Origin of the sequence: Pseudomonas agronomica, from assembly GCF_025917275.1 — a bacterium.
Lineage (GTDB): Bacteria > Pseudomonadota > Gammaproteobacteria > Pseudomonadales > Pseudomonadaceae > Aquipseudomonas > Aquipseudomonas agronomica.
Genome location: NZ_JAOSHO010000388.1, coordinates 1 through 4879, shown reverse-complemented (window position 1 = coordinate 4879; position 4879 = coordinate 1). Strand labels below are relative to the sequence as shown.

The window sequence follows — 4879 nt, the reverse complement described above, 5'->3', positions numbered from 1 at the left end:
CTGCTCCGGCACGTTGGGGTAGATCGGATGAATGTGCAGGTCACCGAAATACGCAGCGAAACGAGCCTGTTGCGGCGGTTCGATCGGCTGGTCGCGGAAAAACAGTACTTGATGTTCCAGCAGCGCCTGCTCGATGAAGTCCCGGTCTTCCGGGCTCAGCGGTTGGCTGATGTCGATCCCGCTGATCTGCGCGCCGAGGGCGATACTCAAAGGGGTTACGGTCGGGCGGCTCATGGTCGTTCTCTCGGATGGGCGCCGAATGGTCGGCGTGGTCATTGGCGTATCAATGGGCCTGGCCGTGCCACGGCACCAGCTTGCGTTGCAGGGCGCGCAGGCCCATTTCCATGGCGAAGGCGATCAGGGCGATCACCAGGATTCCCAGCACCACCACATCGGTGACCAGGAACTGCGCCGCCGACTGCACCATGAACCCCAGGCCGCTGGTGGCCGCGATCAATTCAGCGGCGACCAGCGTCGACCAACCCACGCCCAGGCCGATGCGGATACCGGTGAGAATGTCCGGCAACGCGCTGGGCACGATTACATGGCGGATCAGTTGCGCCCGCGTGGCGCCGAGGGATTGTGCGGCGCGCAATTTGGCCGGGTCGACGGTGCGCACGCCGGTGGCCGTGGCGATGGCGATCGGGGCGAAAATCGCCAGGTAGATCAGCAGGACTTTCGACAGCTCGCCGATGCCGCACCAGATCACGATCAGCGGCAGGTAAGCCAGGGGCGGGATCGGTCGGTAGAACTCGATCAACGGATCAAGCACGCCACGGGCGATACGGTTGGCGCCGATGGCAATGCCCACCGGCACGGCTGTCAGCACTGCGAACAACAGGCCCAGGCCAATTCGCCCGAGGCTTGCGCCCAGGTGTTGCCAGAGTGTCGAATCCATGTAGCCGCTGGTTGCCAACAGCCAACCCTTCTGCAGCACGGCGGAGGGCGGCGGCAGGAACAACGGTTCGATCAGCCCGGTGGCGGTGATTGCCCACCAGATAAACAGCAATACCACCAGCGTCAGCCCGCTGATTGAGCGTGTGCTCAGGCTGCGCCGAACGGGGGCGGCCGCGCGCGAGGTCACGGCATCGCCGGCCACGGCTGGAACTTCATAACTGCTCATGCGCGCTCCTGTTGTCGAGTGGCGCTGCGTTGGGAAAACACCTTGGCAAGCACGTGCTCGCGGGTCTCGATGAAGCGTGGATCGGACTTGATGGACCGGGCCGATTCGCCAGCGCCGTAGCGGCGGCCGAAATCCAGGCTCAGGCGCTCGACGATCCGCCCGGGATCGGGTGCCAGCAGGATCAGATCGGTCGCCAGGAACACAGCTTCTTCAATGTCGTGGGTAATCAGGAACACCGGTTTGGCGGTGCGTTGCCAGACTTGCAGCAACAGCTCTTGCATCTGCTCGCGGGTGAAGGCGTCCAGGGCGCCGAAAGGTTCGTCCATCAACAGCACGCGAGGGTCGGCCGCCAACGCGCGGGCCAGGCCGACGCGTTGCTTCTGGCCGCCGGACAGCTGCCAGACGCGGCGTTTTTCGAAACCGGCCAGGTCCACCAAGGCGAGCATTTCCCGGGCGCGAGCCTCGCGTTTTTCCTTGGCGACTCCGGCCAGTTCCAGGCCGAAAGCGACGTTCGCCAGCACGTCCTGCCAAGGCAACAGCGCATCGTCCTGGAACACTACGCCACGTTCGGCGCCGGGGCCGGACACCGGCACGTCGTCGAGGGTGATCTGCCCGGCGCTCGGCTCGACGAACCCGGCTATCAGGTTGAGCAGCGACGTCTTGCCGCTGCCAGATGGGCCGAGGGCGACCAGCAACTGCTGCGGGCCCAGGGTCAACGAAATATCCGCCAGTACCGGTTTCGTTGCGCCGGGGTACTGTGCGCTGATGCGCTCCAGCTGTAGCAAGGCCATCTCGGCGTCTCCTTTTTCGATCAGCGAGTGATGTATTTGGCGCTGACGTACGGCGCGTAATCCGGCAGCACGGCTTCGACTTTGCCCTGCTCCTTGAGGAACGCGGCAGTGTTGGTGATCGCCTGGGTGGTCGGGGCGCCGAGGCTCAGCACCTGGTCGGCGGCCAGCGGGAATACGTTGCCTTGCAACAACAACGGAATATCGCTGGCCTTGGCGCCGGAGAGCTTCACCAGCTTGTCGATATTGGACGCATCGGCCAGCCAGGCTTGCGGATCCTTGCGGTACTGGGCGTAGGCGTCCAGGGTGACTTTGGCGAAAGCCGTGACGATTTCGGGATGCTGTTGGGCGAAGTCCTTGCGCACGATCCACGCGTCGAAGGTCGGTGCGCCGAACTGGGCCAGTTCGGCTGAAGTGATCAGCACCTTGCCGTTTTCCTTGGCCACGCCCAGGGCCGGGTCCCAGACGTAGGTGGCGTCGATGTCGCCGCGTTTCCAGGCCGCGATAATGGCTGGCGGGGCGAGGTTGAGCACGGTGACTTTCGACGGGTCGATGTTCCAGTGCTTCAGCGCGGCGAGCAGGCTGTAATGGCCGGTGGAGACAAACGGCACCGCGATCTTCTTGCCGATCAGGTCTTGCGGGGTCTTGATGCCGGAACCGTCACGGGCGACCAAGGCTTCGGCGGCGCCGATCTGGGTGGCGATCAGGAAGGTTTCCACTGGAACCTTGCGCGTGATGGCGGCGGTCAGCGGGCTGGAACCGAGGTAGCCGATCTGCACGTCGCCCGAGGCGATGGCGGCAATGATATCGGCGCCATTGTCGAACTTGCGCCAGGCGATCTTGGCCTGGGTGGCTTTTTCATACGCGCCGTCGGCTTGGGCGACTTTGGCTGGGTCAACGGTGGTCTGGTAGGCGACGGTGAGGTCGGCTGCCTGAGCGAAAAGACTCGTCGCGGCCAGGGAGGCGGCCGCGAGAAGGCGAAGGGGGAAACTCAGAGACATGGTGAAGCTCCTCAACAGGCCGCCGGAGAGTCGGCGTTGGAGGAGACTAAATGATCTAAGAATTAGAAAATAAATAACTTTTTCGAATTAGCTTATCTGCGAAAAAGTCTATCGAGAAGCCACGAAACCCCTGTGGCGAGGGCGCAAGCTCCCGCTGGACTGGCTGCGATCTTGCCACTAACGCTTGAGCCTCAAGCGAAAGTTCAAAAGATCGCAGCCTCGCTACGCTCGGCAGCTCCTACGGGATGTGCGGGGGTATCTAGTTGCTGATCGCCAGAATGCTCGCCTGGTACGAACCTACGAACACGTCGAAATCCCCGACTTCGTTCTGCTCCAGCTCGGTTTGCTGGGCCAGGGACTGGCGAGCGGTCTGCTCGAACGCAGCTTGCTCTTCGGTCGCCAACGGCTCGGCGCGGAAGAACTCGGCGTGGGCCTTGCTCTGGCGCAGGGAGAACTGGGCGAAGCTTTCCTGGTGCTCGGCCATGGCAGCCAGTACCTGGGCGGAGGGCGTCAGCGATGGGTCGCGGACTTTTGCCCGTTGCGCGTCCAACGCCTGGCGGTGGGCGTCGCCACCCTGGCTCTGGTCGAGCAATGCTGCCAGCGGGGCGATGTTATCGAGCAGTTCCAGGGCCCAGGCTTGCATATCCACGGCTTGCCCCCGGCGCTGCAATTGCAGGCCTGGCTTGCGGCCTTCCTTGACCACGGTCAGGAAGTTGCCGGTGGCATTGCTGCACTCGTTGTTTTCCAGCTGCGGGCTGTCATTGAGGCCGCAATACAGCAGAAACGCGTCGAGGAACCGCGACTCGGTCAGGTCGATGCCCATCGGCAGGAACGGGTTGATGTCCAGGCAACGCACTTCGACGTACTGGATCCCGCGAGCCATGAGCGCCTGGATCGGCCGCTCGCCGGTATAAGTCACGCGCTTGGGACGGATGTTGGAGTAGTACTCGTTTTCGATCTGCAGGATGTTGGTGTTGAGCTGTACCCATTCGCCGTCCTGGTGGGTGCCGACTTCGACGTACGGTGCGTACGGTGTTGCCACGGCTTTGCGCAGGCTGTCGGTGTAGCTCGCCAGATCGTTGTAGCAAGGCGTCAGGCCGGCCTGGGCGTTGCTCTGGTAACCCAAGTCGCTCATGCGCAGGCTGGTGGCGTAGGGCAGGTACAAGGTGTCCGGATCCAGTTGTTCCAGCTGGTGCGGTCGGCCGCGCAGGAAACCCGCATCCAGGGCGGGTGAGGCGCCGAACAGGTACATCAACAGCCAGCTGTAGCGGCGGAAGTTACGGATCAGCGCGATATAGGCCGACGACTGGAAGTCGCGGTCGCTTGCGTCGACGCCTTCGTCCTGACGGAGCAGCGGCCAGAGTTTTTCCGGCAGGGAAAAGTTGTAGTGGATCCCGGCGATGCATTGCATGGTCTTGCCGTAGCGCAGGGCCAGGCCCTTGCGATAGACATACTTGAGTCGACCGATGTTCGAGGTGCCGTAATAGGCGATCGGAATCTCTTCCTCGGCCGGCAGCGGACACGGCATCGAAGGGCTCCACAGGTATTCGTCGCCGAGCTTGCTGTAGACGAACCGGTGGATCCTGTCGAGGCTGCGCAGGGTATCCGCCGGGTTGGCCAAGGCCGGGGTGATGAACTCCAGCAGCGACTCGGAATAGTCGGTGGTGATCTGTTCGTTGGTCAGTGCCGAGCCCAGGGCCTCGGGGTGCGGGGTCTGCGCCAGGCGCCCATCGCCCGTGACGCGCAGGCATTCACGCTCGATACCGTGCAGGCACTGCTCGAGCAGGGAGAGGTTGGCGCGCTCGCCGAGCAGGGCCAGGCGGCGGTTTAAAAGGTCGCTCAAGTTGAATTCCTTCACGCGTCGGTCGCCCCAATATGGGGGTGGGCAAGACGGTCTACAAGGGTGAAGTTAAAACTGGCGTTTTCGCCTGGTTTTTGTGCGGTCAAAGAAGATCGCCGCCGTCCCT

The 4879-nt window shown here is 63.1% G+C and carries 5 protein-coding genes; all 5 read right to left on the bottom strand.

Features of this window, described 5'->3' with window-relative positions; all coding sequences use genetic code 11:
* Positions 1-234: TauD/TfdA family dioxygenase (locus OC610_RS21190; protein WP_264430508.1), on the bottom strand; the 234-nt coding region annotated here is incomplete at its 3' end.
* Positions 235-283: 49 nt separating this feature from the next.
* Positions 284-1123, bottom strand: a complete 840-nt coding sequence (tauC, locus tag OC610_RS21185; protein WP_264430507.1) for a taurine ABC transporter permease TauC — start codon at positions 1121-1123, stop codon at positions 284-286.
* A complete protein-coding gene (gene tauB / locus OC610_RS21180) occupies positions 1120-1914 on the bottom strand; it encodes a taurine ABC transporter ATP-binding subunit (RefSeq protein WP_264430505.1) in 795 nt (264 codons plus the stop codon). The genes tauC and tauB overlap by 4 nt, the downstream gene beginning before the upstream one ends.
* A 20-nt stretch (positions 1915-1934) precedes the next feature.
* Complete coding sequence (gene tauA, locus OC610_RS21175; RefSeq protein WP_264430503.1) at positions 1935-2912, bottom strand: taurine ABC transporter substrate-binding protein; 978 nt, start codon at positions 2910-2912, stop codon at positions 1935-1937.
* A 259-nt stretch (positions 2913-3171) separates the two neighbouring features.
* Positions 3172-4755, bottom strand: a complete 1584-nt coding sequence (gene gshA / locus OC610_RS21170) for a glutamate--cysteine ligase (protein ID WP_264430500.1) — start codon at positions 4753-4755, stop codon at positions 3172-3174.
* Between the last annotated feature and the right edge of the window lie 124 nt (positions 4756-4879).